The sequence below is a fragment of the Actinomadura miaoliensis genome (assembly GCF_039536785.1).
Taxonomy (GTDB): Bacteria; Actinomycetota; Actinomycetes; order Streptosporangiales; family Streptosporangiaceae; genus Spirillospora; species Spirillospora miaoliensis.
In genome coordinates this window covers 79,945-103,544 of the sequence record NZ_BAAAZG010000006.1, presented here as the reverse complement: position 1 = coordinate 103,544, position 23,600 = coordinate 79,945, and the positions used below count along the sequence as shown (strand labels likewise).

General features: G+C 73.7%; 19 protein-coding genes and 1 pseudogene. 9 read left to right on the top strand and 11 right to left on the bottom strand.

Annotation, left to right across the window (positions count from 1 at the left end):
• Nucleotides 1-25 precede the first annotated feature (25 nt).
• Entirely contained in the window at nt 26-2,839 is a 2,814-nt protein-coding gene (locus ABD811_RS07995) for a helix-turn-helix transcriptional regulator (protein ID WP_344943145.1), read from the bottom strand.
• A 548-nt stretch (nt 2,840-3,387) separates the two neighbouring features.
• On the opposite strand from ABD811_RS07995, the gene ABD811_RS07990 reads away from it, so the two are divergent.
• From ABD811_RS07990 to ABD811_RS07980, 3 genes are read left to right on the top strand one after another with little or no spacing between them, the layout of a single operon-like run.
• Complete coding sequence (locus tag ABD811_RS07990; protein ID WP_344943142.1) at nt 3,388-6,384, top strand: AAA family ATPase; 2,997 nt, start codon at nt 3,388-3,390, stop codon at nt 6,382-6,384.
• Nucleotides 6,381-7,298 carry an ABC transporter ATP-binding protein gene (locus ABD811_RS07985; protein ID WP_344943139.1) on the top strand — a complete coding sequence of 306 codons (918 nt, stop codon included), beginning with the start codon at nt 6,381-6,383 and terminating at the stop codon, nt 7,296-7,298. Before ABD811_RS07990 ends, ABD811_RS07985 begins: the two co-directional genes overlap by 4 nt.
• Nucleotides 7,298-8,107, top strand: a complete 810-nt coding sequence (locus ABD811_RS07980) for an ABC transporter permease (protein ID WP_344943136.1) — start codon at nt 7,298-7,300, stop codon at nt 8,105-8,107. The genes ABD811_RS07985 and ABD811_RS07980 overlap by 1 nt, the downstream gene beginning before the upstream one ends.
• A gap of 101 nt (nt 8,108-8,208) precedes the next feature.
• Here the strand turns inward: ABD811_RS07980 and ABD811_RS07975 are convergent, their stop codons facing one another.
• The 5 genes from ABD811_RS07975 to ABD811_RS07955 form a co-directional block, all read right to left on the bottom strand.
• Entirely contained in the window at nt 8,209-9,213 is a 1,005-nt protein-coding gene (locus tag ABD811_RS07975; protein WP_344943134.1) for a ParB/RepB/Spo0J family partition protein, read from the bottom strand.
• A 584-nt stretch (nt 9,214-9,797) separates the two neighbouring features.
• Nucleotides 9,798-10,883 (bottom strand): maleylacetate reductase, encoded by a 1,086-nt coding sequence (locus tag ABD811_RS07970; protein WP_344943131.1) that lies wholly within the window; start codon nt 10,881-10,883, stop codon nt 9,798-9,800.
• A complete protein-coding gene (locus ABD811_RS07965) occupies nt 10,880-11,785 on the bottom strand; it encodes a dioxygenase family protein (protein ID WP_344943127.1) in 906 nt (301 codons plus the stop codon). The genes ABD811_RS07970 and ABD811_RS07965 overlap by 4 nt, the downstream gene beginning before the upstream one ends.
• A gap of 43 nt (nt 11,786-11,828) precedes the next feature.
• Nucleotides 11,829-12,995, bottom strand: coding sequence for an acyl-CoA dehydrogenase family protein (locus ABD811_RS07960; protein ID WP_344943124.1), 1,167 nt, complete (start codon nt 12,993-12,995; stop codon nt 11,829-11,831).
• 71 nt (nt 12,996-13,066) lie between these two features.
• Nucleotides 13,067-14,251, bottom strand: a complete 1,185-nt coding sequence (locus tag ABD811_RS07955) for a CaiB/BaiF CoA transferase family protein (protein ID WP_344943121.1) — start codon at nt 14,249-14,251, stop codon at nt 13,067-13,069.
• A 120-nt stretch (nt 14,252-14,371) separates the two neighbouring features.
• Between ABD811_RS07955 and ABD811_RS07950 the strand changes: the two genes are divergently transcribed.
• The 4 genes from ABD811_RS07950 to ABD811_RS07935 all read left to right on the top strand — a co-directional run bounded on the left by ABD811_RS07950 (nt 14,372) and on the right by ABD811_RS07935 (nt 17,235).
• Nucleotides 14,372-15,358 (top strand): LysR family transcriptional regulator, encoded by a 987-nt coding sequence (locus ABD811_RS07950; protein ID WP_344943118.1) that lies wholly within the window; start codon nt 14,372-14,374, stop codon nt 15,356-15,358.
• Nucleotides 15,358-16,161: an alpha/beta fold hydrolase gene (locus ABD811_RS07945; RefSeq protein ID WP_344943115.1), complete on the top strand. Its 804-nt coding sequence runs from the start codon at nt 15,358-15,360 to the stop codon at nt 16,159-16,161. Before ABD811_RS07950 ends, ABD811_RS07945 begins: the two co-directional genes overlap by 1 nt.
• Before the next feature lie 100 nt (nt 16,162-16,261).
• Nucleotides 16,262-16,705, top strand: a complete 444-nt coding sequence (locus ABD811_RS07940; RefSeq protein ID WP_425549377.1) for a PaaI family thioesterase — start codon at nt 16,262-16,264, stop codon at nt 16,703-16,705.
• The gene (locus ABD811_RS07935; RefSeq protein ID WP_344943114.1) at nt 16,702-17,235 is read left to right on the top strand and encodes a DUF6817 domain-containing protein; all 534 of its coding nucleotides are present in this window, start codon (nt 16,702-16,704) and stop codon (nt 17,233-17,235) included. Before ABD811_RS07940 ends, ABD811_RS07935 begins: the two co-directional genes overlap by 4 nt.
• Before the next feature lie 10 nt (nt 17,236-17,245).
• Here ABD811_RS07935 and ABD811_RS07930 read toward each other — a convergent pair whose 3' ends face one another.
• On the bottom strand, nt 17,246-18,109 hold the full coding sequence (locus tag ABD811_RS07930; protein ID WP_344943111.1) for a universal stress protein: 864 nt from the start codon (nt 18,107-18,109) through the stop codon (nt 17,246-17,248).
• Between the two features lie 262 nt (nt 18,110-18,371).
• Here ABD811_RS07930 and ABD811_RS07925 point away from each other — a divergent pair, with 262 nt between their 5' ends.
• On the top strand, nt 18,372-18,623 hold the full coding sequence (locus ABD811_RS07925; protein ID WP_344943108.1) for a DUF1876 domain-containing protein: 252 nt from the start codon (nt 18,372-18,374) through the stop codon (nt 18,621-18,623).
• A 39-nt stretch (nt 18,624-18,662) separates the two neighbouring features.
• Here the strand turns inward: ABD811_RS07925 and ABD811_RS07920 are convergent, their stop codons facing one another.
• The 3 genes and pseudogenes from ABD811_RS07920 to ABD811_RS07910 form a co-directional block, all read right to left on the bottom strand.
• The gene (locus ABD811_RS07920; protein ID WP_344943104.1) at nt 18,663-19,199 is read right to left on the bottom strand and encodes an acyl-CoA dehydrogenase family protein; all 537 of its coding nucleotides are present in this window, start codon (nt 19,197-19,199) and stop codon (nt 18,663-18,665) included.
• A 61-nt stretch (nt 19,200-19,260) separates the two neighbouring features.
• Nucleotides 19,261-19,803: pseudogene (locus ABD811_RS07915) on the bottom strand (acyl-CoA dehydrogenase family protein); the annotation flags it as partial.
• Nucleotides 19,800-21,593: an AMP-dependent synthetase/ligase gene (locus ABD811_RS07910; RefSeq protein WP_344943101.1), complete on the bottom strand. Its 1,794-nt coding sequence runs from the start codon at nt 21,591-21,593 to the stop codon at nt 19,800-19,802. The pseudogene ABD811_RS07915 and the gene ABD811_RS07910, both read right to left, overlap by 4 nt.
• 175 nt (nt 21,594-21,768) lie before the next feature.
• On the opposite strand from ABD811_RS07910, the gene ABD811_RS07905 reads away from it, so the two are divergent.
• Nucleotides 21,769-23,001 (top strand): TetR/AcrR family transcriptional regulator, encoded by a 1,233-nt coding sequence (locus ABD811_RS07905; RefSeq protein ID WP_344943099.1) that lies wholly within the window; start codon nt 21,769-21,771, stop codon nt 22,999-23,001.
• Here the strand turns inward: ABD811_RS07905 and ABD811_RS07900 are convergent.
• On the bottom strand, nt 22,958-23,593 hold the full coding sequence (locus ABD811_RS07900; RefSeq protein WP_344943096.1) for a TetR/AcrR family transcriptional regulator: 636 nt from the start codon (nt 23,591-23,593) through the stop codon (nt 22,958-22,960). The genes ABD811_RS07905 and ABD811_RS07900 overlap by 44 nt on opposite strands.
• Nucleotides 23,594-23,600: the final 7 nt, after the last annotated feature.

Genomic DNA, 23,600 nt, shown 5'->3' with positions numbered 1-23,600 from the left:
CGGTAGGGGCCTTTCCCCGGGGCCCCTACGCCGGGAAATCCTGGGACGACTGCAGCAGCAGGGTCACCGGAAGGTCGGTCCGGCGGCTGATCTGGAGCTTGCGGTACACCTTCGTCAGATGCTGTTCCACGGTGCTGGTGGTGACGTGCAGCCGGCGCGCGATCTGCCGGTTGGTGTACCCGTCGACGGCCAGCGCGGCCACCCGCAGCTCGGCCACGCTCAGGCCGTTCAGCAGGTCGGGGCCCGCCCCCTCACCGCGCTCGTCCACCTCGGCCAGGCGCGGGGACAGCGTGTTGCCGATCTCCCCGGCGCCGCACTCGGCCGCGAGCGCGCGGGCCCGCTGCTCCACGGCGCGGGCCCGCCGTTCCTGGCCGGTGGCGTGGTACAGCTCGCTGAGGTCGGCGAGCGCGCGGGCCAGCTCCAGCCGGTCGCCCGACCGTTCCAGCAGCTCCACCGCCTCGGTGATCAGCGCCGTGCGCCGGTCGACGTCGGAGGCGGCGGCGAGCGTGCGCAGCGTGGCCCCGCGCGTGCGGACCTGGCCGGGCGACAGCATCCGCAGCTGCTCGGCCGCGAGCCTCCTGGCGTTCTGGCGGTCGCCCAGGACGAGATGGGCCTGCGCCATGTCGGTGCGCCACGGCACGAAGCCGGGCACGTCGAACCCCCACCCCGTCATCAGCTCGCCGCAGGTCTGGAACTCGGCCAGCGCCGCCTTCGGCCGGTTGATCGCGAGGTAGTACCGCCCGCGGGCCTGCAGGTGGGGCAGCACGAACGGGCTGTGGAACAGCCCTTCCGGCAGCGGCATGTCGAGGTACTCCTCGACCTCCTCGTACCGGCCCGCCGCCGTGAGGGAGACCACCATCGTGGCGAGCGGTATCGCGATGACCACGCCCCAGCCCTTGGGCGTCATGAGCGTGAGGGCCTCGCGCGCGCACTTCACCGCGGCGTCCAGCCGGCCGCGCCCGTGGTGGACCAGCGCGCGCATGGCCATGAGGAGGGCCCGGCCCTGCGGCGGCCACGTGGCCGTGGACCTGCCGAAGGCGTCGCACCACCGCTCGGCCGTGTCGAGTTCGTCGGCGTAGACCAGGGCCGCGATCGCCGCGATCAACATCGGCGACTTGAACGCGGGCCCCGCCTCCTCCAGGATCTGCTCCGCCCGCGCGACCGCCTCTTGGACCGCTCCCCGCGCGAGCGCGTTCGCCAGCATCGCCTCGGCGCGCAGCGAGGGCGCCACGGCTCCCGGGACGGCCGTGTCCGGTGCGCGTCCGGGCGGACGCAGGATGTCCCCGAGCCCCTCCAGCCGGGTGAGCCCGGGGTAGGCGTAGGGCAGCCACCACGGCGACGGCTCGGCGCGGGGGCCGTGCTCGGGCCGCCGCCCGGGGCCGGCGTGCGGCAGGGTGACGCCACCGGACACCTCGGTCATGATCTCGAGCGCGTCGTGGGTGCGGCCGAGCCACAGCATCCAGCTGACCAGGGTGGCGTCGCCGCCGGCAGGCAGGCGCCCCTTGCGCAGGCCGCGGACCAGGTCGGGCAGATGCCGGGCGGCGATCGCCGGGTCGATCCGCCACTCGGCGCGGGCCAGGTCCAGGTGGACGGCCGGGCGCTGGTCGTCGTCGCCGCACTCCCGCAGGGCCAGCCGCAGCAGGCCGGTCGCGTCCGACACCCGGCCCTCGGTGAACGCCTGCTCGGCCGCGTCCCGCAGGACCGCCACCGCCCACGGCGTCCGGGCCTGGTCGGCGGCCAGCAGGCGGTCGGCGACCACCGCCGCGGGCGCGCCGTGGCGGTGCAGCATCTCGGCCGCGCGCAGGTGCAGCGCGGTCCGCTCGTCCGGGCGCATCCCGCCCAGCACCGCCGCCCGCAGCGCCTCGTGCCGGAAGCCCCCGGCGTCCAGCAGCCCGGCCGCCTGGAGCACCTCGCAGGTCCAGGCGACCGACGCGGCGTCGGCGTGGACCAGCTCGCCGAGCAGCCCGCCGGACACCCCGTCGGGGAGCACCGCGACGGCGCGGGCGAGCGTCGTGGACTCCGACCGGTACAGGCAGGTGAGCACCGCCTGCCGGAACGCGTCGCCGAAGGTGAGGCAGGCGGGCCGGGTCGGCTCCGCCATCCGGTGGTCCTCGATCAGCGCGTGCACCAGCAGGGGGTTGCCGCCGCTCACACGATGGCACTCGGGTGCCAGCTGGGCGGCGGTCGCCGCGCCGACGTGCTCGGCGAGCAGGTCGGCGACGCCTTCCTCGGACAGCGGCTTGAGCCGCAGCCGCCGGCAGTGCGGCTCGCGCAGCAGGTCGGTGTGCAGGAGCGAATGCGGCCGGGTCGGCCGCAGGCACTCGGTCAGCACCAGCAGCACCCGGGCGGTCCCGATCCGCCGGGCCAGGTACAGCAGGAACTGCACCGACGCGTCGTCGGCGTGGTGGATGTCGTCGACCCCGATGACCAGCGGCCGCTGCTCGGCCACCTTGAGCACCATCGCGGTCAGCCTGCTGAGGATGGGCGGCGGGACCCGGACCACCGCCTCGCCCTCCGGGCGGACGCCGAGCGCCCGCACCGTGAGGAAGCCGTCCTGGATCAGTCGGTCCGCCTGCTCGGTCTCCGCGGGCGGCAGCGCGGGATCGTGGAACAGCTGGCTGACGGCGCTCAGCGGCAGCTCGCGTTCCGCCCGCGACGCCGACGCGCTCAGGAAGGTGGCCCCGGCCTCGACCGCGCGTCCGGCGAACGCGTGCATCAGCGTCGTCTTCCCGGTGGCCGCGGCGCCCTCGATCAGAACGACCCTGCCCGGCCGCTCCCGGTCCGGCGCCAGCAGTTCCTGCAAAGTGAGCAGTTCCCCCGTCCGCTCCACAATGCGCATGCGGCGATCCCCCCGCAACGGTTGCATTCTGTGTCCGCGCCCCAACGGTCCGGCACAGCCGCGTCCCACGGTCGGCTCAGGTCCGCATGGCAGGGGGCGTCGACGGCCGGTCCTTCATGACGTTCGCACCAGAGCGTCGACGGATCAAATCACCATCAGCTACCATTCGCATCCGGAGTGTAGTTAACACAGGGGTGACCTGCGACTTCGCCCGCGCCCATGGAAATTGCACTGTCCGGACCCTGCCACCGGCCTGTCCGCCTGGTGAAACGGCTGTGGCCGCGATCCCCCGACGTCACGAAACCGGCGGCCGATCAGTGAGAACTCTCCCGGCGGCACCCGGGTGACCCGCGGCCGCACCGGGCGCCGCCCTGAGACGAACGTCACGTTACGTCCTTGTGACGTCGCCAGTGGTTGGCTCACGTCGTCTCCCTTCCGAGACGACCGGGCACCAGGAGGACATCGAATGTCGCAGACCGGCCGCGAGAACGGAACCGTCCACCCCACCACCGACTAGCAGGTTGATTCCACTTCCTCGGGGCGCGCACATGAATCTGATCGAGCGAGAACTGGAATTGACGACACTGCGGAGCCTGTTCGCCGAGTCGCTGGACGGCCACGGGAAGGTGGTGGTCGTCGGCGGCGCGGTGGCGTCCGGCAAGAGCGCTCTCCTGCACTCCCTCGCCGAGCACGCCACCGCGTCGGGCGCGGTCTTCCTCGGCGCGACGGCCTCGCACGCCGAGCAGCGGTTCCCGCTGGGCGTGGTCCGGCAACTGTTCCGCGGGGTGACGCTTCCCCCCGGGAGCGAGGACGCCAGGCGGCTGCTGGACGAGCAGATCGGCACCGCCGCCTTCGCCGGGGGAGAGTTCCGGCCCGAGACCACCGCCCAGACGACCTGGCCGGTCCTGCAGGAGCTGTGCAGGGTCCTGCTCGGCATGGCGGCGCGCACCCCCCTGGTGATCGGTGTCGACGACGTGCACCACGCCGACGCCGCGTCCCTCAGCTTCCTGTCGTACGTGGCGTACCGGCTCAAGTCGGCCCGGATCGTGATGGTGCTCAACGAGCGCACCGGTCCCCGCCGCGAGCACGCGTGGTTCCACGCCGACCTGCAGAGCCAGCCGCACTACTGGCGGCTGCGTCTCAAACCGCTGTCGCGCCGCGGCCAGATCCAGTTGCTCAGGACCAGGCTCGACCCTCGCCAGGCGCACGAGTTCGCACCGGTCTGCGACGCGGTGACCGGGGGCAACCCGATCCTCCTGCAGGCCCTGCTGCAGGACGAGCGCGTCCCGCCGCAGAACGGCCCGGTGCGTGACGCGGCCGAACTCGCCGTGGGCGACGCGTTCCCCCAGGCCGTGCTGCACTGCCTGCACCGCGGCGGCCCGGAGATGCACCGCGTCGCCCGCGCCCTGGCGATCCTGCGCGAGCCGTGCTCGCCCGACCTGGTGGGCGGGCTGCTGGATCTGGACGCCGAGTTCGTCTCCGACGTGATCGACACGATGGACACGGCCGGGCTGCTCGACGCCGGCCGGTTCCGGCACCCCGCCGTCCCGGCGGCCGTGCTCGAAGGCATGGCCGCCGAGGAGCGCGCGGCGCTGCACGGCCGGGCCGCCAGGCTGCTGCACGACCGCGGCGCGGCGCCCCGGACGGTCGCCGAGCACCTCATCGCCGCCACCGAAACCGCCTACCGGTCCGCCGCCCAGGCGCCCCCCGGCGTCACCGGCCCCGCCCAGGTGAACCTCTGCCCGGCCGCCGAGGAGTCCTGGAAGGTGCCGGTACTGCTGGAGGCGGCCGAGCAGGCCCGCGCCGACGGCGCCGCGCACACCGCCCTGGTCTGCCTCCGGCTGGCCCACGAGATCTGCACCGACGACCGGCGGCGGGCGGAGATCACCATGGCGATGGCCCGCGTCGAATGGCGCGTCGACCCGGGGTCCGTTGAGCGTCTGCTGCCCGGGCTCGTCGACGCGGTGCGACGGGGCCGGCTGGACGGGCGGCACGCCGTCAGGCTGCCCGGCTACCTGCTGTGGCACGGGCGGCCGGGCGAGGCCGTCGAGGTCCTCGCCCCGCTCACCGGCCGGGCGGAGGCACCGGTGGACGCGTCCGCCGGGTGCCTGACGGCCACGCGGCTGCTGATGTCGTGCGTCTACCCCGGATATCCCGGAGCGCCGGGCGCGGTCGCCGACCGGCCCGCCGCCCCGGGGCGGCACGTCGTCTCGGGCATGGAGGGCCGGCGGCTGCGGGCCGCGGCCGCGCTGCGGGAGGTGCTGACCGGCCGGGCGGTCTTCGACGTTCCCGGCACCGCCGAGCAGTTCATGCAGGGCACCCGGCTCACCGAGACGTCCCCCGGGGCGGTGCTGGCGGTGCTGGCGGCACTCGTCTACGACGACCACCCGCACACGGCGGCGCGCTGGTGCGATCCGCTCCTGGACGAGGCGGCGGCCCGGCACGAACCGCTGTGGCACGCGACGCTGGCGGCCGCACGGGCGGTGATCTCCGTGCGGCAGGGGGACATCGCCGCCGCCGAGGACCACGCGCGGGCGGCGCTCGCGCGGATCTCCCCGGCGAGCTGGGGGGTGGCGATCGGCATGCCCATCTCCGCGTCGGTGTACGCGACGACGGCGATGGGACGCTACGAGGACGCCGCCACCCACCTCGGCATCGCGGTGCCCGACGCCATGTTCGACACCCTCTGCGGCCTGCACTACCTGCAGGCGCGCGGCCGGTTCCATCTGGCGACCGGGCATCCGGAGACCGCCCTGGCGGACTTCCAGGCCTGCGGCGAGCGCATGCGCAGGTGGCGGGCCGACGTTCCGGGCCTGGTCTCGTGGCGCACGGACGCGGCGCAGGCGCTGCTGGAACTCGGCGAGACCCGCCGGGCCGCGGAGCTCGTCGACGAGCAGCTGGCCATGGTGCGGCACCGGACCGGCCGGACGCTGGGCGTCTCGCTGCGGGTCCGCGCGCTGGCCGCCGCCGACCCGCGGCGCCGCGGCGAGCTGCTCGCCGAGGCGGTGGGCGTCCTGGAGCAGTGCGGCGACCGGTACGAGCTGGCGCTCGCGCTCGGCGACCTGAGCCGGGCCCAGCACGCGCTCGGCGAGCGCGGCGAGGCGCTGGCGACGGCGCAGAGCGCCCACCGCGTGTCCGCGCGCAGCGGGGCGCTTCCGCCCAGGACGCCGGCGCGGGACGGGATCCCGGCGCCGGCCGATCCGGCCGCCGCGCTGACCGAGGCCGAACGGCGGGTCGCCGCGCTGGTCGTCCAGGGCCGGACCAACCGGCAGATCGCCGACGCGCTGCTGGTCACGATCAGCACCGTGGAGCAGCACCTCACGCGGATCTACCGCAAGCTCGGGGTCACCCGCCGCGCCGACCTCGTGCGGCGGCTGCGGGCCGGGCCGCCGGGCCCTCCGGGATCTCCGGGACCGCCCGGGCCGGCGGGGTCGTCCGGGTCGGCGGGGTCGGCGGGGTCGGCGGGGTCTTCCGAGTCGTCCGGGGCGGCCGCGGCGGGGACGCGGTGTCGCGACGACCAGATCACCTCAAGGGGAGGGACATGATCGAGCTGCGCCGCCTGACCAAGCGGTACGGCGCGGTCCGGGCGGTCGACGACCTCACCGTCACGGTCCGGCCCGCCCGGATCACCGGGCTGATCGGCCCAAACGGCGCCGGCAAGACGACCACGCTGCGCATGATCCTCGGGCTCACCGCGCCGACCAGCGGGACCGCGACCACGGCCGGCCGCCGCTACGCCGATCTGCCGAGCCCGATGCGGCAGGTGGGCGCCCTGCTGGACCCGCGGGCGGCGCACGACGGCCGCCGGGCCGGCGACCACCTGCTGTGCCTGGCCCGCAGCAACGGCCTGCCGCGGTGGCGGGTGGACGAGGCGCTCCGGCTGGTCGGCCTGGAGCAGATGGCCGGGCGGCACATCCGCGTGCTGTCGGCCGGGATGCGGCGGCGGCTCGGCATCGCCGCGACCCTGCTGGGCGACCCCGAGGTGCTGATCTACGACGACGTGATCGGCGGGCTGGACGCGGCGGGCGTCGCCTGGCTGCGCAGCCTGCTGCGGCGCCTGGCCGACCAGGGGCGCACCGTGCTGGTCACCGGCCACCTGATGGGCGAGATGGCGCGGATCGCCGACCAGTTCGTCGTCCTCGACCGGGGGCGTCTGGTCGCCGACAGCAGCGCCGAGGAGCTGTCCCGGCGCGGTGTCCGGCAGCGGGCGCTGATCCGCTGCGACGACCACCGGTTCTTCGCCGACCGGCTGACCGCGGCGGGCGCCCGTGTCCGCCAGGGCACCGGCCGCACGCTCGTGGTGTCCGGCATGGACGGCGCCGACATCCACGGCCTGGCCACGGCGTACGGTGTCCGCCTGCACGAGCTCACCCCCCAGCGGCCCTCCCTGGAGGACGTGCTGCTGGAGCTGGTCCAGGACGGCGCGAACGGTGACCTCGCGGCGGGCAGGGCCGCCTGATGTGCGCCACCCGCGTGCACCCCGGCACCGGCCCCAAGGCGCGGTACCCGTCGGTGACCTTCCGCAACGCGCTCTGGTCGGAGTGGACGAAGATCCGCACGCTGCGCTCGGCCCGCGACGCGATGATCGCCGCCGCCGTGCTGATGATCCTCTGTGCGGTTTTCGGTGTCCTGGCCGGGCGGTCCCCCTGCCGGGGGTCGATGGCCGCGGAGTGCGCGGCGTTCGAGGCGGTCCGGCCCAGCCTGCAGGGCTACCACCTGGCCCAGGTCGCGTTCGGGCTGCTCGGCGTGCTCGCCGTCACCTCCGAGTACGCCACCGGCATGATCGGCACCAGCCTGGCCGCCGCGCCGCGCCGGGGCCGCCTGCTGGCCGCCAAGGCCGCGGTGTGCTCGCTCGTCGCGCTGCTGGTGGGCGGGGGCGCGAGCGCCGTCGCCCTCCTCCTCGGCCGGCGCGTGGACGCGGGTGACGGGGCCCTGTCGGGGGTCGGCATGCTCCAGACCGTGACGGGCGCCGGGCTCTACCTCGCCCTGATGGCGCTGGCGGGGGTCGCGGTGGGGGTGCTGGTCCGGACGACCGCGGCGGCCCTCGTGGTCCTCGTCGTCGCGACGCTCGTCGTCCCCGCGCTGTGCCCGCTGTTCCCCGGCCCGCTGGAGCAGTTCACGCGCACGTACTGGCCGGTCTCGGCGGGCGCCCAGATCATGGCGGTGCGGCCCGCGCTGCCGCCGTGGACCGGTCTGGGCCTGCTCGCCGCGGCCGTGGCCGTCACCCTGGCCGCCGCGGCGGTCGTCTTCCACCGCCGGGAGTACTGATGGGCTGGCAGTACTGATGGGCGGGAGTGCTGACGAGCCGCGCGGCACGGCGAACCGGTGGCCTCCCCGCGAGGAGCCTGAGGAGGCCACCGCCCGGGCCGCTAGACGATGTTGGCGATCTGGTGCTCCACCTTCATCGCGAACTCCGACCACATCTCCGAGCAGTCGCGGGCCAGCTGGGCGACGATGCCGCTGCAGTGCGAGGGGACGTTGTTGATGATCTCCTCCCACTCGGCGGCCTTGAGGGTGTGCATGCTGAGCAGCATCAGCAGGTTGCGGCCGGTCTCGCTGAACCGCAGCGCCGGATCCGCCTTGAGCCTCTCCACGACCGCCGCGCGGTCCCGGGGCGCCGCCCGGGCGATCCGCCGGCCGTCGCCGTGACCGTGACCGCTGCCGTGACCGCTGCCGTGGCCGTGGCTCGCGCGCCGGCTGGCCAGGCTCACCGTGTTGGTCCGGCGCCGCGGCAGCGGGTCCTCGCCCCGCCGCATCCGGTTCCGGACGTCGCGCGCCGTTTCCGGGGAGATCCCCGCGGCCCGCGCGATCTGCCGCAGGGACAGCTCGGGATTCTTGGCGATCAGTTCCGACGCCAGCCTGCGCCCCTCGCTGCCGTTGATGGGACGCGCCCGGCCGTCCTGGCCGATCCGGACCGTCTGCGGCGGCACCGCCCCCTCCGTCCGCCTGCGTATCTCCGCGACCGTTCCCGGGGCGATACCGGTGACGGACGCGACCATCCGGTCCGACCACTGCGGATGCGAGTTGATGATCCGTTCTGCCGCGCGCTTGCGGTCGGCCAGCGACAGCGGCAGGCCGTGCGAGATGTTCGACCTGACCGCCATCACGAAGGCGTCGGCCTCGTCCCCGTCGAAGAACCTGACCCGGATCCGGTCCTCGCCGCGGAGCCTGGCCGCCTTGAGCCGGTGCAGCCCGTCGATGACCCGCATCGTCGCGCGGTGCACGATGATGGGCGGCAGCTCGGCCTGCGCCGCGGCCAGCGCCTCCACGTGCTCGGCGTCCTCCCCGGACGTCCGCGGCGAGTCGGCGCTGGACAGCCTGCTGATCTCCACGTGGACGACCGGTTCCCGGTCGATGTTCCGTTGCCCCTCCACTATGACTCCCCTACGAATCGTTCTCACCTGTGTGCAGCGGGGATGGGCTGCGCGCACCGGTTCCGGGAATGCGCCCGGCGCCGGCGGCGCGCGATGGATTGTCGGAGAACTCCGGCACGCCGGCGACGGGGGAGCCTGTACAGGCCGTTTCGGCGAACCGTACTCGTAACACGAAAGGAATCCGCGCACCCGAGTGCGCGGTTCACCGCCCGGAACGATGGCGGGCCGCTGTGGCGGGCGTTCCGGGCCGGCACCTTGGCCGCATGGTCTGACGAATTTTTCTTCGCGCCTTTCTTTTCCTTCTTCAAGCCCCCCGAGAAGGTAATAGAACCCCGATCAGGGAATTTCTATCAAAACGTTGTAGACGCTAACAGCGGGGGTCGGTCAGGGGTACCCCTGACCGACCCCTACGCCGCTCCCCTAGCAACCGGTGTGACGGAAGTTTCCCGATGGACTGACGTGCCCGAAGACATCCCACGTCTGCCGCGGCGGACGCCCAGCACCGCGCCGGTGGCCCGCCGAAGCCGCCCAGAAGTCCCACCAAAGAAGGTCCATGCGCGCACGGCCGGTAGGGGCTTGCCCGATCACGGCAACGGTGACTGGGAGGGGAGCTGGGGAGGGGCGCCGTGGACGGCCGCTTCCAGCAGAGCGCGCAGGCGGCCGGGGTCCAGGGGGACGGGGTTGGGATAGGCGTCGCGGGTGGCCAGGTCGACCGTCGGGGCTATGGCGTCCTCGGTCAGCCCGAGTTCTCCCAGTGAGGACGGCGCTCCGAGGTTGCGCGTCCAGGTCCACAGGGCCGTCACGGGGTCGCTCTCCCCGAGGGCCTGCGCGATCGCCGCGCATGCCTTCGGCGCCTTCGCGCTGTTGTAGGCGAGGGCGTAGGGCAGCACGACGGCGTGGGTCTGCGCGTGCGGCAGGCCGAACGTGCCGCCGAGCACGTGGCACAGCTTGTGGTGGAGACCCATGGTGGTGGAGCCGAGGCAGCAGCCGGCCAGCCAGGCGCCGTGCAGTGTCCGCGCCCGGACGCCGGGGTCGCCGGGCTCGACGGTCAGCCGGGGCAGGTTCGCCGTCAGGACGCGGACGGCCTCGGCGGCCATGAGGTCGACGATCGGCGAGCCGTTCGGCGCGTACAGGGCCTCGACGGCGTGGGCGAGAGCGTTCACGCCGGAGACCACGGCGGTCTCGGGCGGAAGGGTGAGGGTGAGGTCCGGGTCGTAGACGACCGCGACGGGGCGGACGCGTTCGTCCCTGCCCGTGCGTTTGCGCCCGTGTTCCGTCAGGCCCCAGACCGGCGTCATCTCCGAACCGGCGTACGTGGTCGGCACCGCGACGTAGGCGGGGCCTCCGGACAGGGCGATGGCCTTGGCCAGGCCGATGGTGGAGCCGCCGCCGATGGCGACGCACCCGTCGGCGGACAGCCGGGCGGCCGTCTCGCGCGCCCGCTCGGCGCCCCCGGCCGGGACGTGCATGGCGGCGTGCGGATGCGTGCCGGCGGCCAGGTCGCCCAGCAGGCCGGCGACCCGGTCGGCCAGGTGCCGGTGTCCGGGCGTGGACAGGACGAGGACGCGCGAGAACCCCGCGCGTTCGACCTCGGCACGAACGGAGGCCAGGGTTCCCGGCCCGAACACCACGCGCGTGGGAAGCGGCGCGAACGTGAATCGCAGCGTCAACGGGAATCCTCGGGTGCGGGCTCCAGGACGATTTCGACCTCCACGTGGCGATAGGGCGGCGTGAGCCCGTACTCGGCGGCCTCTTCGGCATCGGTGACTTCGGTGAAATCGCGCACGAGGCTGCGTTTCACGGCGAACACCGCGTCGCTGTCGAGATAGGGGCTGCCGGCCACGAAAATGTGCGTGGTGACGGGGACGTGGCCGTCGGCCTCGGCGATGAAATGGATGTGCGCGGGCCGGTAGGAATGCCGGGCGGTGGCGGCGAGAAGCTCGCCGACGGGGCCGTCGGTGGGGATCGGGTAATGGGCGGGGACGACGGTGGTGAACCAGAACCGGCCCGAGTCGTCTGTGGTGAACAGTCCGCGCCCGTTGCCGGGTTCCTGCACGCCGGGCTGCTGGACGTCGTAGAAGCCGTGCGCGTCGGCCTGCCACACGTCGACCGTGGCGCCGGCCAGCGGCCGGCCGTCGGTGCCGCGGACCGAACCGGTCACCAGGCACGTCTCGCCCTCGCCGACCTCGCTGATCGCCTCGCCCGGGCGTCGGCGCGGCGACTCGGTCAGGTGGAAGGGGCCGAGGACGGTGGCCTCGGTCGCGCCCGATCCGGTGCGGTGGTTGATGCTCTCCACGAGCGCGGAGACGCCGAGCACGTCGGACAGCAGCACGAATTCCTGGCGGACGGGGTCGCATTTCTGTCCCGTCGCGGTCAGGAACTCGATCGCCTTCTGCCATTCGGCGAGGGTCGGTTCCAGTTCACGGACGGCTGCGTGCAGGTGCCGGGTGAGCACGGTCAGGCAGTGCCGCAGCCTGGCGTCCGGCGTCCGGTCGAAACTCGCGACGACCGCGTCGGTCACCGTGTCCTCGGTGAAGTCGGCGGGCGGTGGCGCGTCGGGTCGGGAAGTCATGTTCCGACCGTAGACCGGGCGCCGCCGCCGGCGGGGACGCCGGTCAGGCGTCCAGGCCGCCGCGCGAGACGAGCTGGCGGACGATCACGTTGCGCTGGATCTCGTTGGTTCCCTCGCCGACGATCATCAGCGGGGCGTCGCGGAAGTAGCGTTCGACGTCGAACTCGGTGGAGTAGCCGTAGCCGCCGTGGACGCGGATCGCGTTGAGCGCGATCTGCATGGCGGTCTCGGAGGCGAACAGCTTGGCCATGCCCGCCTCCATGTCGACGCGGCGTCCGGCGTCGGCCTCCCGGGCGGCGTACAGGGTGAGCTGGCGGGCCGCCATCAGGGACGTCGCCATGTCGGCCAGGTGGTTGCCGACCGACTGGTGCTGCCAGATGGGCCTGCCGAACGTCTCGCGTTCCTGGGCGTAGGCGAGCGCGTCCTCCAGCGCCGCCCGGCCGACGCCGAGCGCGCGGCCGGCGACCTGCAGGCGCCCGGTCTCCAGGCCCTTCATCATCTGGGCGAACCCGGCGCCCTCGGTGCCGCCCAGCAGGGCGCCGGCGGGCGCCCGGTGGTCGGTGAAGACCAGCTCGCAGCTCTCGACGCCCTTGTAGCCGAGCTTGGGCAGGTCGCGGGAGACGGTCAGGCCGGGGCCCGGTTCGACCAGCAGGATCGAGATGCCCTTGTGCGCGGGCCGGGCGTCCGGGTCGGTCTTGCACAGCAGCGCGATCAGCCCCGACCGGCGGGCGTTGGTGATCCACGTCTTGGAGCCGTTGACCAGGTAGCCGTCGGCGTCGCGGCGGGCGACGGTGCGCATGGCCTGAAGGTCCGACCCGCCTCCGGGCTCGGTCAGCGCCATGGTCGCCCGCAGTTCGCCGGTGGCCATCCGCGGCAGGTAACGGCGTTTCTGTTCGTCCGTGCCGAAGTGCAGCAGGAGCTTGGACACCACGGTGTGGCCGCCCATCGCCCCGGCCAGGCTCATCCAGCCGCGCGCCAGCTCCTCGGTGACGAGCACGTAGCACGGGGTGGACACGGGCGTGCCGCCGTACTCCTCGGGGATGGCCAGCCCGAAGATGCCCAGCTCCTTCATCTTCTCGATCAGGGCCTCGGGGTAGGCGTTCGCGTGTTCCAGGTCCCGGACGGCGGGCCTGACCTCCTTGTCGACGAACTCGCGCACCGTGCTGACGACGAAACGCTCGTCCTCGGCCAGGACGTCCAGGGTGCTCATGGTGTGACGCTCCTTCTGGTGGGTGCGGGGGGCGCTGCTGGGTGCGGGGGCGCTGCTGTGTGCGGGGCGGGTCAGATGACGTCGCCGCCTCTGAGGGCGTCGATGTCGTCGGTGCCGTAGCCGAGTTCGGCCAGGATCCGCTCGGTGTGCTCGCCGGGGGCCGGGACGGCGTCCATGCGTGGGGCGGTGCCGGCGATGTCGACGGGCGGCACGAGCGCCGAGACCATGCCGCCGGGGGTGGGCACGTCCTGCCAGCGGCCACGTTCGCGGAGCACGGGGTGGTCGAGGAACTCCGCGACGTCGTTGACCCCGGCGTTGGCGATGCCGGCGTCGTCCAGCAGCTTCATCGCCTCGCGGGCGCCGGATCGCCGGAAGCGCTCGGCGACGATGGCGTTGAGTTCGTCGCGATGCGCCACGCGGGCGGGGCCGGTGGCGAAGCGGGGGTCGTCCACCAGGTCCGGGCGTTCCAGGAACCGCTCGCACAGCGCGGCCCACTCGCGTTCGTTCTGTATGGACAGCAGCACCTGCTTGCCATCGGCCGCGGTGTAGGCGCCGTAGGGGGCGATGGTGGCGTGCTGGGTGCCGATACGCGGTGGCTGGGTTCCGCCGTAGCGGGTGTAGTAGGCGGGCTGGCTCATCCATTCGGCCAGCGCCTCGAACAGGGAGACCTCGACGGCACGGGCCACACCCGTGGTCGCGCGCACGTACAGGGCGGTGAGGATGCCCGAGTAGGCGTACATCCCGGCGGCGATGTCGGCGACGGACACGCCGACACGGGCGGTCTCCTCGCCTGTGCCGGTCAGCGACACCAGTCCGGTCTGGCACTGGACGAGCAGGTCGTAGGCCTTGCGGTCGGCCCACGGCCCGGTGGACCCGTAGCCGGACACCGAACAGCGGATCAGCGAACCGTGGCGCTCGCCCAGGGAGCCGGCGTCCAGGCCGAGCCTGGCCGCCGCGCCGGGCGCCAGGTTCTGGACGAACACGTCGGCCCTGGCGAGCAGCCGTTCCAGGACCTCGCGGCCGCGCGGCGACTTCAGGTCCAGGGTGAGCGACTCCTTCGACCGGTTCAGCCACACGAAGTAGCTGGACTGGCCGTGCACGGTGGTGTCGTAGCGGCGGGCGAAGTCGCCGCCGCCCGGGCGTTCGACCTTGATGACCCGGGCGCCCAGATCGGCCAGCTGGCGCGTGGCGAAGGGGGCCGCCACCGCCTGCTCGACGGTGACGACGGTGACGCCGGAGAGCGGCGGCTCGGTCATGCGGCGACCTCCCGGAAGCCTGGCCGGAGACGGGCGGCGCGGCCGGCCGGGCGCGACGCCGTCCAGACCGCAGTACCATCATGGCAATTCATGGATCACAGTGTGCAATAGCAATACGTGATGGCACCATGCCGGACGCGGATGGGGGACGCGGTGGACCTCAAGCAGCTCAGGGCGCTGGTCACGGTCGCGGAGGTGGGCAGCGTGACGCGGGCCGCAGACCTGCTGCACCTCGTCCAGCCCGCCGTCACCCGGCAGATCCGCACCCTGGAGCAGGAACTCGGCGTGCCCCTGTTCGAGCGGACCCGGCAGGGCATGCGGCCCACGCCGGCCGGCGCCATCATGATCGACCGAGCGCGCCGCGCCCTGGGCGAGCTGGAACGCGCCCGCGCGGAGATCCGGCCGTCCCCCGGCACGGTCACCGGCATCGTGACCGTCGGCCTGCTGGAGAGCGCGGCCGACCTGCTCGCCGAGCCGCTGGTGGCGGCCCTGGCCCGCGACCGGCCCGGGATCGAGCTGCGCGTGTTCACCGCCTACTCCGGCCACCTGCAGCAGTGGCTCGACGACGGGGACCTGGACCTCACCCTGCTCTACAACCTGGACAGCACCGCGTCGCTGAACGCCCAGCCGCTGGTCCGCGAGAGGCTGTGGGCGGTGGCGCCGCCCTCGGCGGGCCTGCGGCCCGACGAGCCCGTGCCGTTCGCGGACGCCGCCGCGCATCCGCTGGTCATGCCCGCCACCGGACACGCGCTGCGCACCGTGATCGACGCCGCCGCCGCACGCGCGAAGATCACGATGGACGTGGCCCTGCAGACCAACTCCATGCGGCTGCAGAAGAGATTCGTCCTCGCCGGTTACGGCTGGACCGTCCTGCCCGGGGTGGGGATCGCCGCCGACGTCGCCGACGGCACGCTCAGCGCCGCCCCGCTCCGCGAACCGGACGTGTGGCGTTCGGTCGTCCTCGCCACCCCCAGGACGGGACGCACCCCGCCCGCCGTCGAGATCGTCGCCCGCGAGCTGACCCGCCAGGTCCACGCGGCCGTCCGCCAGGGCGGCTGGCCCGCCGCCCGGCCGCACGCCCCCGAACCCGCCGACAAGGACGCATGATGAGCACCGACCAGCCGCTTCACGCCCACGCCCGCGCCGAGGACGGCACCAGGCTGGCCTACCAGCGCCACGGCGGCGGCCGGCCGCTGGTGCTCCTGGCGGGGCAGGCCAACGACCACCACTGGTGGGACGGCGTGCGGGAGGACTTCCACGCCACCCACAGCACCATCACCCTCGACTACCGCGGCACCGGCGACAGCGACAAGCCCGACGGCCCCTACTCCACGCAGGTGTTCGCCGACGACGTGATCGCCGTCCTGGACGATCTGGGAATCGAGCGCGCCGACGTCTACGGCACGTCCATGGGCGGACGCGTCGCCCAGTGGATCGCCGTCCGCCATCCGCGACGGGTCGGCCGCCTGGTCCTCGGCTGCACCTCCCCCGGCGGCCCCCACGCCGTCGAACGCGACGCCGCCGTCCGCCGCGCACTGGCCCAGCCCGACCCCGCCGCCGCGCGCGAGGCGCTGCTCGACCTGATGTACACGCCCGCCTGGCGCGCCGCCCATCCCGGCCCGTACACCACGCTCGGCGACCCTCGCATGCCCCCGCACGCGCGTCGCGGCCACCTGCAGGCCAGCAACCGGCACGACGCCTGGGACGCGCTCCCCCGGATCACCGCGCCCACCCTGATCCTGCACGGCGACCAGGACCGCCTCACCCCGCCGGCCAACGTCCCCCTGCTCGCCTCGCGCATCCCGAACGCCCGGACGCACATCTTCCCTGGTGCACGGCACGCCTACTTCCAGGAATGCCGCCCCCAAGCCGGCCCCCTGGTCGCGGACTTCCTCAAAGCAAAAGCTTAGGTATCCGCAACGAAATCCAGGGATTGACTGGGATATCAGCCGCTCGCACGCTGGTCCACAGGGACGCGCGAAAGCGACTCCGTGAGACGAAGGAGCGGTGATGGCCATGGATCCGGCGGCGGTGGCGCGGATGCTGGGCGTGGGACGCAACATCCTCGACGACCGGCTCGGCATCGAGATCGTCGAGGCGAGCGCCGAACGTGTCGTCGCCCGGATGCCCGTCGAGGGCAACACGCAGGTCTACGGCACGCTGCACGGCGGGGCGTCCTGCGTGCTGGCCGAATCCGCGGGCTCCTGCGCCGCCGCGGTGCACGCGGGCCCCGGGCGCATGGCCCTGGGCATCGAGCTCAACGTCTCGCACCACCGGACGGTCACCGAGGGCATGGTCACGGCCGTCGCCACCAAGGTCTCGGCGGGCCGCACGCTGGCCACCTACGACGTGGTCGTCACCGACGAGCGCGACCGCCGCGTCTGCACCGCTCGCGTGACCTCGATGCTGCGCGACCGTCCCCAGCCCGCGACGCCACGAGGCGAGGTCGCGTGAGCGCCGCGGCGACCGAACTCCTACTGGCCAGGGGCGCCGACGAGATCCGGCACCCCGGTGGGACGCTGTTCGAGCACCTGCGGCGCGTGCACGCCACGCTGGACGCCTGGGGCGCCAGGCCCGAACTGCGGCTCGCGGGGCTCTGCCACGCGTTCTACGGAACGGACGGGTTCGCCGTCCCGCTCGGCGGCATCGACCGGCGCCCGGAACTGGCGGAGGTCATCGGCGATGAGGCGGAACGCCTCGTCCACCTCTACGCCCGTTGCGACCGCGCCCGCACGTATCCCGGTCTGGGCGAACCCGGCGGGCTCTTCGTCGACCGCTTCTCGGGAACGCCGCTCGTCCTCTCGCCGGGTGAGCGCCGTGACTTCGCCGAACTCACCGTCGCCAACGAACTGGACGTCCTCCGGTACGCGGGCGGCGAGGCGGACCCGTCGCAGTTCGCCCCTCTGCTCGAACTGTTCACCTCTTGGGGGCCGCTGCTCAGCGCCCCCGCCCGCCGGGCCGTGCACCGAGCACGGCGGACCTGAGCGTCGATCGTCAGGAGTCGGTGCGGGCGCGGGCGATGACGACGGGGCAGTGCGCGTGGTGGATCACGCCGTGGCTGACCGAGCCGAGGCCCAGCGCGGCGAGCCCGCCCTGGCGGCGCGGGCCCACGACGAGCAGATCCGCCTCGCGCGAGGCGTCGCACAGCGCCGTCACCGGGTGCTCCCGGACGACCTGCTCGGTCGCCTCGACGTCCGGGTAGGTCTTGCGCCAGGGGGCGTGGGCCTCGATGAGCCGCCAGCGGATCTTCTCCTCGATCTGCCTGTCGTCCAGCGCCCGGTTCGCCTCCGCGTAGGCCGCCGACACCTCCCAGGCGTTCACGACACGGACCCGGGACCCGCGGGCCGCGGCCGCCTCGAAGGCGTAACGGAGCGTCTCGGTCTCGTCCCCGTCCAGCGCGAGCCCGGCGACGATCTCACCGTGCTCGCCGTCGGCGGCGCCGCGGACGATCACGACCGGCCCGGCGGCGTGCCCGGCCATGGTCAGCCCGGTCGAGCCGAGCAGCAGGCTGCTGAAACCGCCCAGCCCGCGATGCCCGAGCACCAGCTCGAACGCCTCCTCGGACAGCTCGCACAGCGCCCCGGTGGCGCGTCCGGTGAGCAGCCGGGTCCTCACCTCCACCTCGGGCCGCCGCTCGCGGGCGATCTCCTCGGCCTGCGCGAGCATCTGCCGGCCCGCGTCGGTCAGCGCGTCCACCGCCTGGGGCGCCGCGAACAGCGGCGCGGCGTACAGGGCGCTGTCCAGGGAGTGGACGATCAGCAGCGGCCGGTGCCGTACGGCGGCCTCGTCCGCCGCCCATTGCACGGCGCGGTGGGCGCTGTCGGATCCGTCGGTGCCGACGAGGACGGGCTCTGTCATGTCACTGGCTCCTTCGCGGTTCGCCGGGGCCCTGCTTCTCCAAGGCGACGCTAGGCGGCCCCGGCCGCGCTGGTGCGCGGGCCAAGGTCCCTACCCGCTCCGGCGATGGTCACCTCCCGCCGGGGACGCAGGGACCGGCGACCCGGCCTGCGGGAGCCGGGACCTTCGTCCCTGTCTCCGGTGCCCATCGCACCCGGTCGGGAGCGCCGTCGCCCGACAGGCTGGGGAGAGGACACACGCGCGAAGGAGGAGGTGCGGGGCCGTGGAGACCAAGCAGTGGTCCGTGGACATCTACATCAACGAACACGGCGACGACACCGGCGTCAGGGCCGTTCTCACGTCGGCGACGGCCACGAAGGTGGAGGGGGTCGGCCATGCCCGGCGCCACCCACGGGACCGGAACGTCCCCGAGATCGGCGACGAGCTGGCGGTCGGCCGCGCGCTCATCGACCTGGGCGCCCGGCTCGTGCGGATGGCCGACGTGGACATGGAGGCCGTCGCCCGGCAGCGTTGAGCGGAACGCCCGTGCGCGGACGGCCTAGGCGCCCGGGTCTCACAGCCCGAAGGTCTTGCCGATGATGTCGCGCTGGATCTCGCTGGTGCCGCCGTACACGGTGGACACGACGGTGGAGCGCAGCAGCCGTTCCATGCCGTACTCGGTGGCGTAGCCGTAGCCGCCCATCATCTGCATGCCGTCGAGCGCCATCGCCTTGGCGACCTCGGTGGCCTTGAGCTTGGCCATGGACGCCTCGCGCGGCAGCATCCGCTCCGGATCCGCGTCGATCTTCCGGGCGACGTCGTGGACCAGCAGGCGCGTGCACTCCAGCTCCGTGGCGTGGTCGGCGATCCGGTGCCGCAGCGCCTGGAAGGAGCCCACCGGACGGCCGAACTGCCGGCGTTCGCGCACGTAGGCGACCGTGTCGTCGAAGGCGCGGCGCGCGGTGCCCAGCATCATCGCGGCCAGGATCATGCGCTCCAGGTTCAGCCCCGCGGTCAGCTGCCGCCAGCCCTGCCCGACCTCGCCGACGACCGCGTCCTCCGGGAGGAGGCAGTCGGTGAAGTACAGGTCGTTGACCTCGCGTCCGCCCATCGTGTTCGATGCCGTGAACGGTCAGGCCCTCGGCTCCGGCGGGGACGGAGAACATGGTCAGGCCGTCGTGCCTGCCGCCGGAGGTGGACGTGCGGGCGACCAGCAGGATGTGGTCGGCGATGTGCGCGTTGGAGCACCAGGTCTTCTGGCCGTTGATGAGCCAGCCGTCCCCGTGCCGTTCGGCCTTGCAGGTCAGCGCGGCCACGTCGGATCCGGCGCCCGGCTCGGACATCGAGATCGCCAGCACCCGGCCGCGCAGGAAGTCGCCGAGCACCCGGCGTTTCTGCTGCTCGGTGCCGAACTTCTGGTAGGACGCCGCGGTGATCGCCGAGGTGGCGAAGCCGCCGATCGGGGCCTGCCAGTAGCCGGTGGCCTCCAGCAGCAGCACCAGGTCGACCATGCCCTGGCCGGCGCCGCCGTACTCCTGCGGCACCGCGACCCCGAGCCAGCCGAGGCCGGCCATCTTCTCGTACAGTTCCGCGCTGTGCGGCTCCCGGCCGCCGTCGGTGAGCTTGAGCCACCGGTCGCGGTCGCCGACCTCGCGGCGGCAGAAGTCGTTGACGGCGTCGACGAAGTCGCGCTGCTCGTCGGTCAGCGTGGTCACGAGGACCGCCCTTTCGCGTAGAGCCCGTCGATCTCGGCGGCGTAGCGCTGCTCGACGACCGCCCGCCGGAGCTTCAGGGTGGGGGTGAGTTCTCCGCCGTCCGGGGTCCAGGGACGGTCGACCAGGTGGAACGCCTTGATCTGTTCGGGGCGGGACAGCGCTTCGTTGGCCTCCCGGACCGCGGCGGAGACCTCCTCGTGGATCCGCGGGTCGGCGGCCAGCTCCGCGAAATCCGTGGCGGGCAGCCCGTGCGCGGCGGCCCACACCGGTGCGGCCTCCTCGTCCAGCGCCACCAGCGCCGTCAGGTAGGGGCGGCGGTCGCCGACCGCCGCGACATGCCCGATCAGGGGATGCCTGCGCAGCAACGACTCGACGCGGCTGGGGGCGATGTTCTTGCCGCTGGAGGTGATGATGATCTCCTTCTTGCGGCCGGTGATGCGGAGCATGCCGTCGTCGTCGAAGGTGCCGAGGTCGCCGGTCGGCAGCCAGCCCTCGGCGTCCACGGCCGGTTCGACGCGCCCGTCCGGCTGCAGGTAGCCGGGGAACACCAGCGGCCCGCGCACCTCGATCTCGCCGTCGGCGGCGGCCCGTACCTGCATCCCGGGGACGGGCAGGCCCACGGTGCCGGCGCGGTAGCGGTCGGGGTAGGTCGTGGTGGCGGCTCCGGTGGTCTCCGACAGCCCCCACACCTCCGTGATCGTCATGCCGAGGCTGCCGAAGAACTCCAGCACCTCGGGCGGGATCGGGGCCGAGCCGCTGCCCAGCCGCAGCGCCTCGGCGAGCCCGAGCCGCTCGCGCAGGGGACGCAGCACGAGCTTGTCGGCGTCGGCCAGCGCGGCGGCGAGTTCGCCGGGCAGCGGTGTGCCGTCGGCCCGGATCCGGTACGCCTCGGCGGCCAGCCCGCGCGCCCGGTCGACCGCCGTCCGCAGGTCCCCCTCCAGACGGGACAGCTCGTGCTGGACGGCGGCGGCGAACTTCTCCCACACCCGGGGCACGCCGAAGAACCCGTGCGGCCGCACCGCCGTCAGCGTCGCCGGGAGCTGGGCGGGATCGGGGCAGATCGTGACGTGCCCGGCGCTGTAAACCGGCAGGTACATGCCGAGCACCCGTTCGGCGACGTGGGCCAGCGGCAGGTAGGCGATCGTCCGCGGATGCGGCGGCACGGGCTGGATCAGCTCCTGGAGGGCGCACTGGTAGAGCACGTTGCCGTGGGTGAGGACGACGCCCTTGGGGTCCCCGGTGGTGCCGGAGGTGTAGATCATCGTCACCGGGTCGTCCAGCCCGACCGGTTCGAGCGGTTCCGTGGCGGGCGGTGTCGCCGCGAGTTCGGCGAAGGGGACGTGGCCGTCACCCGCGCCCTCGACGACCACCACCGCCCTCAGCCCCGGCATCGCGGCCAGCGCCTGGCGCCAGCGCCGCAGTTCGGCGGGGCCTTCCAGCACCACGACGGTGGCGGCGCTGTGCAGCGCGATCTGGTGGATCTGCTCGGGACTCAACGTGGCGTAGGTGGTGCAGGGGATGGCGCCGAGCTGGACGGCGGCGAAGTCGGCGATCCAGTGCTCGGGACGGCTGGACATGCCGATGAGCATCCGCTCGCCGCGCCGCAGCCCCAGCGCCCGCAACCCGCTCGCCACGGCCCGTACCCGGTCGTGCAGCCGCCGCCAGGTCAGGGTGCTCCCGTCCGCTCCAGTCAGGGCCGGCAGGTCGCCGTACTCCTCGGCGTTGCGCCGCAGCAGCGCCCGCACCGTCTGCGCGCCCACCGCCGCGTGCACGTCGGCTGCAGTGATCATCCTCGCTCCCTTCGCCGGGACGGCCGGGGGCACCCATCACAACCCGAACGCCATTCGGCTGTCAATAGATCCGAATGACCACTTACTTTTTTCGTTGTCTCCGCAGGTGAGATCGGGGTGGGCGCGCGAAGATCGATAGTTTCCCGGTTCACAGGGCCGCGTTACACTCGGCGCCATGCCGCCTCGCCAGCGCCCACGCCCCAAGGACCGGAAGGAGTCGATCGCCCTCGTCGCCGCGCGGCTGTTCTGCGCCCGCGGCTACCACAACGTCGGCATCGAGGACATCGCCCGGGAGGTCGGCATCACCGGCCCGGCGATCTACCGGCACTTCCCGACCAAGCAGGACGTGCTCGCCGCGGCCGTCCAGGAACTGGGCCTGCGGTTCGCCGAGCGCGTCGAGTCCGGTGCCCGGGGGGACGCGCCCGCCGACCGCCTGCGGGCCGCGCTGCGGGCGCTGGTGCGCTACGGCCTGGAGCGGCGCACCGTGGCCCGGCTCTACCAGTGGGAGGGCCGCCATCTCGACGCCGAGCGGCAGGCGGTGCTGGCCGCGCCGTTCGACCGCGCCGTGCGCACGCTGCGCGGACTGCTGCTCGACGTGCGGCCCGAGTTGTCGCGGCGGGACGCCACGCTGCTGGTGGCCGCGGCGCTGAGCGTGATCGCCAGCCCCGCCACCCACCGCGCGAGCCTGGCCAGGGCCAAAGCCGAACGCACCCTGCTGGACTGCGTCGACGCCGTGCTCGCCGTCGACCTGCCCGCGCCGCCCGCCGAGGCGCCGCCGCGGCGTCGGCACCCGGACCGGTTCGCACTGCTGCCCCGCCGCGAGCGGCTGCTGGCCGAGGCGGTGCGGCTGTTCCACGAGCACGGCTACCACCAGGTGAGCATGGCCGACATCGGCCGCGCCGCCGGGATCACCGCCTCCAGCGTGTACACGCACTTCACGGGCAAGGCCGAGCTGCTGGCCGCCGCCTACGACCGAGCCACCGGCCGTCTGGAGGACGCCGTCGCCGAGGCGCTGGTCGACGCGGGCTCGCCGGAGCGGGCGCTGCGCCGGCTGGTCGACACCTACGTCCGGCTCACGTTCGACCAGGCGGACCTGGCCGCGGTCTACGTCTCCGAGAGCGAGAACCTGGCCCCGCCCGACCTCCGGCGGCTGCGCGCCGCGCAGCGCAGGCACGTCGACACCTGGATCGGCCTGGTCGCCGAGCTGCGCCCCGGGGAGGAGCCGGCCGCGATCCGGTTCCGGGTGCACGCGGCGCTGAACGTCGTGACCGACCTCGCCCGCTCCGCCGGCCCGTCGGCGACCGAGCCGAGGACCGCCGCCCTGCTCGGCCCGATGCTGGAGCCGCCTGACCGCACGGCCGGGGTCAGCCGGACGGCGGGGGCGCCTTCCGGTCGGCGATGGCGGTGAAGATCTCCACGCACCCGGCCACGAGCTCGGCCTCGCTCAGCGGCAGCGCGCCCGACAGCCAGGCGGACAGGGTCTGCGCGAGGCCGCCGACCATGAACTGCGCGACCAACCCCAGCTCCGGGGTGTCCGGGACGCCGTAGGACTGGCGTGCCTGCCCGCTGAGCAGGCGCGCGAAGAACCGTGAGGACTCCACCCTGCGCCGGGCCAGCAGCGGGTCGGTCAGCGTGACCGAGAACAGCACCCGCCCGTGCCGCCGGTCCTCGGCGACCGCGCGGACGAGCTCGGCGAGCCCGGCGCGGATCTTCGCCTCGGCGGCCGGTCCGGCGGCCTCGACCGCGGCCAGGGCCCGGGTGGCGATGGTCTGCACGACGTGCTCGTGGACGGCCGCCACCAGCTCGTCGCGGTCGGCGAAGCTCTCGTAGAAGTAGCGAGGGGTCAGCCCCGCCCGCCCGCACACGCGGCGCACGGTGAGCTGGTCTCCCTCGGTGCCGCCGAGCAGGTCCAGCCCGGCCTCGACGAGCTGCGCCCGGCGTTCGGTCTTGCGGTCGGCGCCGGTCACCCCTCCGTAGACCCGCATCTCAGAAGCACCCATGCGGCCA

What these genes read in the sequence shown, in the direction of transcription:
- ABD811_RS07995 (WP_344943145.1), bottom strand. Translation starts at nt 2,839, where the DNA reads ATGCGCATTGTGGAGCGGACGGGGGAACTGCTCACTTTGCAGGAACTG.
- ABD811_RS07990 (WP_344943142.1), top strand. Translation starts at nt 3,388, where the DNA reads ATGAATCTGATCGAGCGAGAACTGGAATTGACGACACTGCGGAGCCTG.
- ABD811_RS07985 (WP_344943139.1), top strand. Translation starts at nt 6,381, where the DNA reads ATGATCGAGCTGCGCCGCCTGACCAAGCGGTACGGCGCGGTCCGGGCG.
- ABD811_RS07980 (WP_344943136.1), top strand. Translation starts at nt 7,298, where the DNA reads ATGTGCGCCACCCGCGTGCACCCCGGCACCGGCCCCAAGGCGCGGTAC.
- ABD811_RS07965 (WP_344943127.1), bottom strand. Translation starts at nt 11,785, where the DNA reads ATGACTTCCCGACCCGACGCGCCACCGCCCGCCGACTTCACCGAGGAC.
- ABD811_RS07960 (WP_344943124.1), bottom strand. Translation starts at nt 12,995, where the DNA reads ATGAGCACCCTGGACGTCCTGGCCGAGGACGAGCGTTTCGTCGTCAGC.
- ABD811_RS07955 (WP_344943121.1), bottom strand. Translation starts at nt 14,251, where the DNA reads ATGACCGAGCCGCCGCTCTCCGGCGTCACCGTCGTCACCGTCGAGCAG.
- ABD811_RS07950 (WP_344943118.1), top strand. Translation starts at nt 14,372, where the DNA reads ATGGCACCATGCCGGACGCGGATGGGGGACGCGGTGGACCTCAAGCAG.
- ABD811_RS07945 (WP_344943115.1), top strand. Translation starts at nt 15,358, where the DNA reads ATGAGCACCGACCAGCCGCTTCACGCCCACGCCCGCGCCGAGGACGGC.
- ABD811_RS07940 (WP_425549377.1), top strand. Translation starts at nt 16,262, where the DNA reads ATGGCCATGGATCCGGCGGCGGTGGCGCGGATGCTGGGCGTGGGACGC.
- ABD811_RS07930 (WP_344943111.1), bottom strand. Translation starts at nt 18,109, where the DNA reads ATGACAGAGCCCGTCCTCGTCGGCACCGACGGATCCGACAGCGCCCAC.
- ABD811_RS07920 (WP_344943104.1), bottom strand. Translation starts at nt 19,199, where the DNA reads ATGGGCGGACGCGAGGTCAACGACCTGTACTTCACCGACTGCCTCCTC.
- ABD811_RS07910 (WP_344943101.1), bottom strand. Translation starts at nt 21,593, where the DNA reads ATGATCACTGCAGCCGACGTGCACGCGGCGGTGGGCGCGCAGACGGTG.
- ABD811_RS07905 (WP_344943099.1), top strand. Translation starts at nt 21,769, where the DNA reads ATGCCGCCTCGCCAGCGCCCACGCCCCAAGGACCGGAAGGAGTCGATC.
- ABD811_RS07900 (WP_344943096.1), bottom strand. Translation starts at nt 23,593, where the DNA reads ATGGGTGCTTCTGAGATGCGGGTCTACGGAGGGGTGACCGGCGCCGAC.